Origin of the sequence: Fictibacillus aquaticus, from assembly GCF_002245695.1 — a bacterium.
In the GTDB taxonomy this organism is placed as follows: domain Bacteria; phylum Bacillota; class Bacilli; order Bacillales; family Fictibacillaceae; genus Fictibacillus; species Fictibacillus aquaticus.
This window is the reverse complement of the sequence record NZ_NOII01000032.1, coordinates 1-4,903: the sequence shown is the minus strand read 5'-3', so window position 1 is coordinate 4,903 and position 4,903 is coordinate 1. Positions and strand designations below refer to the sequence as shown.

At 44.2% G+C, this 4,903-nt stretch carries 3 protein-coding genes and 2 pseudogenes; 4 read left to right on the top strand and 1 reads right to left on the bottom strand.

Annotated features, from left to right (window positions below):
• Both CGZ90_RS18815 and CGZ90_RS18810 read left to right on the top strand, forming a co-directional pair.
• Positions 1–747: pseudogene (locus tag CGZ90_RS18815) on the top strand (glycosyltransferase); the annotation flags it as partial.
• Complete coding sequence (locus CGZ90_RS18810; RefSeq protein WP_094254052.1) at positions 744–1,130, top strand: GtrA family protein; 387 nt, start codon at positions 744–746, stop codon at positions 1,128–1,130. The pseudogene CGZ90_RS18815 and the gene CGZ90_RS18810, both read left to right, overlap by 4 nt.
• Here CGZ90_RS18810 and galU read toward each other — a convergent pair.
• Positions 1,127–2,015 (bottom strand): annotated as a pseudogene (gene galU, locus CGZ90_RS18805) (UTP--glucose-1-phosphate uridylyltransferase GalU). The gene CGZ90_RS18810 and the pseudogene galU overlap by 4 nt on opposite strands.
• A gap of 130 nt (positions 2,016–2,145) precedes the next feature.
• On the opposite strand from galU, the gene CGZ90_RS18800 reads away from it, so the two are divergent.
• Together CGZ90_RS18800 and CGZ90_RS18795 are read left to right on the top strand one after the other, a co-directional pair.
• Positions 2,146–3,213 carry an NAD(P)H-dependent flavin oxidoreductase gene (locus CGZ90_RS18800; RefSeq protein WP_094254051.1) on the top strand — a complete coding sequence of 356 codons (1,068 nt, stop codon included), beginning with the start codon at positions 2,146–2,148 and terminating at the stop codon, positions 3,211–3,213.
• A gap of 873 nt (positions 3,214–4,086) precedes the next feature.
• A complete protein-coding gene (locus CGZ90_RS18795) occupies positions 4,087–4,899 on the top strand; it encodes an STAS domain-containing protein (RefSeq protein ID WP_094254050.1) in 813 nt (270 codons plus the stop codon).
• Positions 4,900–4,903: the final 4 nt, after the last annotated feature.

The following is a 4,903-nucleotide window of genomic DNA, read 5'->3' as shown; positions in this document are numbered from 1 at the left end:
TGGCAAAGAACGCAGGGCATCAGAACGCACTGCTGGCTGGGTTACAAGCGGCAAAAGAGTGCTCAGACTGCATCATCTCGATCGATGCAGACCTGCAGGATGACATTAATGTCATTCCAGACTTTATTCAATTATTTCATCAAGGATATGATACGGTTTACGGTGTACGCAGCAGCCGTGAAAAAGACAGCTGGTTTAAGAGGTTTAGCGCGGAGTCTTATTATAAACTGATGAGCAGATTCGGCATAAATCTTGTATTCAATCATGCAGATTACCGGCTCATGAGTAAGCGTGCTGCGGAAGAGCTGCTCAAATATACGGAGAGCAACCTATTTTTACGAGGAATCGTTCCTTTAGTCGGCTACAAAACAGCTGCAGTATCTTATGAAAGAAAAGAACGGCTCGCGGGAGAAACAAAATATCCGCTGAAAAAAATGATTTCGTTTGCACTGGATGGCCTTACCTCGTTCAGTGTGAGGCCGATCAGGCTGATTACAGCAGGCGGTGCGGCTGTTTTGATACTGGGTGCTGCTGCGGGGGGATATGCTGCAGTTCAAAAACTNNTGGTTTATCGGCGGTATACAGCTCCTAAGTTTAGGCCTTATCGGGGAATACATAGGCAAGATTTTTAAAGAAGTAAAGCGGCGGCCAAGATTTACGATAGAGACTAACTTACTGGAACCTCAGCCTGCTAAGCGGCAGGAGCAGCTAAAATATAGACTGCGAAATAAACGGAAGTATTTATGAGCCGCTCCTTCTTCAGGTTTCTTGCTGCCGGGACTGTGAATACAGCTGCAGGGGTTTCCATAATGTTCGTACTTTATCACCTTGCTGATTTCAGTTATTATGCAGCCACTTTTTCTGGTAATACCGCAGGGTTATTCATCAGCTATTACCTTAACCGCTGTTTTACTTTCCGCAGCAATGCACCGGTATTTTCGTCTATCGTCCGTTTCTTCATTACGGGTGTGCTCTGTTATTTTGCAGCTTACTCTATCGCTGAAAAAGCAGCTGAACTGCTTTTTTTTGCACGCACAGAAACGATGGCGATGCTGATGGGGGCTTGTTTATATACACTGCTTAACTATGCAGGACAGAAATGGTTTGTTTTTAAAGCGGCTAATACTTAAAAAACGGTTGCTTTCTTACTCATAAGCAGCTTCTCCATATAATCAATCAGGTCTGATGTCATGTCATCTCTTTCAAGCGCAAACTCTAGAGTGGCTTTTATGAACCCTTCTGGATCTCCCACATCAAAACGGGTGCCTGAAAATTCACATGCCAATACGGCCTGCTTTTCGTTTAAGCTGTTCAGTGCCTGAGTTAGCTGAATCTCTCCGCTTTTATCTGCTTCGATCTTCTCGAGNNGGGAATATATCTGGACGCAGCACATAGCGGCCGATTATGGCGAGGTTGGAAGGAGCTTCATGTATTCCTGGTTTTTCAATCATGTTTTCAATATAAGTCAGGCTGTCATCTACGGGACTGCCTTTCGGTGAGATAATGCCGTATTTGGACACAGATTGCGGAGGCACCTGCTGTACAGCAATTACGGATGTATTATATCGTTCGTATACCGCAAGCAGCTGCTGAAGACACGGTACACTTGATTTCACAATATCATCCCCTAGCAGGACAGCGAAGGGTTCATTTCCGATGAACCGCTGTGCGCAGCTGATTGCATGGCCGAGACCTCTTGGCTCTTTTTGCCTTATATAGTGGATGTCAGCCATAGAAGAGACTCTTCTGACATTCGCGAGCAGGTCTGTTTTTTCACGCTGTCTTAACGTTTCCTCCAGCTCATATGAAATATCAAAATGGTCTTCGATCGCCCGTTTACCTCTCCCTGTAATGATAATGATATCCTCTATCCCTGAGGCGACAGCTTCTTCCACTATATATTGAATCGCAGGTGTATCCACAATCGGAAGCATTTCCTTCGGCTGTGCTTTCGTTGCCGGCAAAAACCTTGTTCCGAGTCCCGCAGCTGGTATAATCGCTTTTCGAACCTTCATAGGACCCTCCTGTACCTTTTTACTCAAATGTATTCATTTCCAGCGCGTCCCATTCAAACAGGTAAGCGCTGGAAAAATACCGCTTCTTATCGTAAGTTATGATTAGGATAAATCTAAAGGGGGTGCAGGAATGATGAAGAGCAGGCTGACGAAAATATTTGGCATTGACATACCGATAATCCAGGCAGGGATGGCTGGCGGACCTGCTGGCGCTGCACTTGCAGCTGAAGTAAGTGCTGCAGGCGGACTGGGCACAATTGGTGCTGGCTATATGTCTCCGGAAGAGATAATAAGACAGATCAATTCAGTTAAAAAACAGACAGACAAGCCGTTTGCTGTGAATCTTTTTTTGCCAGAAGCAGAAGCCGTTTTCAGCGAGGATAAGGTGTATGTTATGCAGAACAAGCTGAATGATTTCAGAGAAAAGCTGGGGCTTGAGAAAAAGAAAGATTTTTCACGGCCATCATTTTCATTTGTTGAACAGCTGGAAGCAGCGCTCGAATGTGGTGCAAAACATTTTAGCTTTACCTTCGGCTGTCCGCCGGAATTTGTGATGAAAAAATTAAAGAAGCACGGCGCGACTGTTACAGGAACTGCGACATCGGCTGATGAGGCCGTGCAGCTCGAGCTTGCAGGAGTGGATGTTATAGCAGCTCAGGGCAGTGAAGCTGGAGGACATAGAGGAACGTTTTCTGGTGACCCTCTGTCTCAGCTCACAGGAACGATTGCGCTCGTTCCTCTTATCGCGGACTCCGTTTCAATTCCAATTGCGGCAGCAGGAGGGATCATGGACGGAAGAGGAATAGCGGCCGCTTTTTCATTAGGAGCAGATGGAGCGATGCTTGGAACTGCTTATTTAACTTCTGAGGAAAGCGGAGCCTCAAAAATACATAAGCACACACTGCTCAACAGCAAGGTCCCGACAGGACTGACAAAAGGATTTTCAGGGAAATATGCCCGCGGCATTCAGAACTATATGATGGAGGAACTGGATGAACTAGCAGAACATCTGCCGTATCCCATACAGCATTATGTCACATCCGACATCAGGAAAGCTGCAGCAGAGCAAGGGCGATCTGATATGACATCAATGTGGGCAGGGCAGGCTTACTCAATGAGCAAAGAGTGCCAGGCAGGAGCGTTGACAAAGCAATTGTGGAAGGAAGCGATGGATGTAGTGAACAGCTTAAAATTTTAATAGAGATAGCAGGTTCTGAGAGGAGGGCACTGAAAAAGTCCTTTTCACAAGTTTGGTGCGGTGATTTCCGCGGGGCGTGCGGTGAGTCTCGCAGGACAAGGAAAGCTGTGGCGGCAAGACCTCGCACGAAGGATGCGCTTTTCATTTTCGAGGAGTCTCGCACCCTTCCGCTCCAATCACTAAATGTTTTCATCACAAATCATAAAAAAACCATAAGGGGGTAAATTTGAAGCGGTATGACCGTTTCGAGTTTAGAATAACAACCGTCAATTATCTTTAGTCCTTTTATGCCTTTTAATGAATTACTTAAAAAAAACAAGGCTTCACATGAATCCTCACATGCGAAGCCTTGTATTGGGGATATTATTTTAAGAAATTTCGGCTTGATTGCCCCCAAATATTCTAACGTGTAAACCTTGGGCTATTTCCTCGTTCTTTCATCACATACGCCTTTTCATCTTGAATCCATCATTGAAAAAAGTTGATCGTAGTGTAAGGTGCCGACTCCTGCGGGACAAGCAGGAAGGTGAGACNNGGGCTCACCGCCTGCCCCGCGGAAAGCGTGCGCCTGAAACGGAGGTCAACAGCTTCTCTGATTTCTAGTAGCAGCACAGTTTAAGAAAACAGCCTTTTAAAAAGACAAACCTTCGAGATGATTCAAAAGCTTTTTCATTCCCTCCTCTGCAAACAGGCTTGATTACACCAAGGACCATCTGCCTATAAATTATATTAATTTTCTGTTCACCTTCTTCACACCAGTGATAGAGCAGAAAAGAGGTTGGATAATCCTATATTATTTAAATAAATGGTATGTTAATGTAGTAAGAAGATATCATTTTAAGCGAAAACAAAGAGAAGACAGGGTGTGAAAGCATGAATTCGCTGCAATCTGTTGCCGATTATTTAACCGAAAACGCAGTTCCTCTAGCGTCAGATCTAGTGGAGCAAATAATAAAAAAGTTTGATTTTGATGTCCCTCGTATAGAAATCGACCTTGCAAAAGATATGTACGTTGAATTTTTGCGTTTTTTAGGAAGTTCGATTCATCTGCCGGGAGAAGCACCTGACGAACTGATCGAATGGAGCAAGATAAACGGCGAACGAGCTGCCAATTCTCGTGGCAGAATATCAGATATATTTGTTAGGTACCCCGATACGCGTCTAGTATTCTCAGATTTCGTTATGGATTTGGGTAGAGAATTTAGCCTTCAGACGGATGAAGTCATTGATGTTCTGAAAAAAGTGAATCACATGCTAGATTTAAGCATTAATGAAACGGTTTTCGCATTTGAACGGAAAACAGAAGAACTGATTTCTAAAACACAAAAAGAAATAAACGAGCTGTCTACACCGATTGTTCCAATACAGGACAGCATTGCTGTACTGCCTTTAATAGGAGGGATTGATCATCAGCGTACAGAGCACCTGCTGAACAATGTCGTCCCTAAAATACCAGGCTTGAAAATTAAATATCTGATTATTGACTTTTCAGGAATAATCACTATTGATACAGAGGTTGCCGGACATATTTTCAATGTTTATAATGTTCTCAAACTGCTGGGCATTGAAGTCATCGTTACTGGAATACGGACGGAACTTGCTGTCAGGGTTGTGGAGGCTGGGATCGACTTTTCATCCATCATCGTCCATGCAAACGTAAAAAAAGCTATCGACAGTATTCTCTAGAAAT